This window comes from Aquabacterium soli (assembly GCF_003933735.1).
In the GTDB taxonomy this organism is placed as follows: domain Bacteria; phylum Pseudomonadota; class Gammaproteobacteria; order Burkholderiales; family Burkholderiaceae_C; genus Aquabacterium; species Aquabacterium soli.
In genome coordinates this window covers 1-413 of record NZ_RSED01000095.1, presented here as the reverse complement: position 1 = coordinate 413, position 413 = coordinate 1, and the positions used below count along the sequence as shown (strand labels likewise).

The following is a 413-nucleotide window of genomic DNA, read 5'->3' as shown; positions in this document are numbered from 1 at the left end:
GGCCAAGCTGCCTCGGTTGCGACGACAGGCGAAGGCGGGGCTGCCAGCCTGGACGATTCCCATGCTGAGGTCGATGAACTCGCGGAGTCAGCGGCCTGAGGCTCACAGAGCTTTTCCAACCAACCCGGCGCAGGCAAGGGCACTGCGCCGTTGGCGTTTGTCACGACGCCCGCTCTGGCGGTGCGTCGCCCATGCCATCCACATCACGTGATCCTGTACGGCGCTGCACACGTACCGCGCCAAGGTAGGCCCCTGACGCCCGTATGCGCGCATGCCCGGCCAATCTGGACACGGATTGCCTGGCCTGACGGTCAAGTTCCGGTGGCACCATCTGCCCGCCACGCACCGGGGGTGGGGTTCCTACAAGGGCCTCATAGTGCCCGATCAACACCTCATGGCGCAGGCCATGTGCG

Annotated in this window: 1 pseudogene; it reads right to left on the bottom strand. The window is 66.1% G+C overall.

From position 1 onward, the window contains the following. Positions 1-160: 160 nt before the first annotated feature. Positions 161-413, bottom strand: a pseudogene (locus EIP75_RS24805) (integrase); the annotation flags it as partial.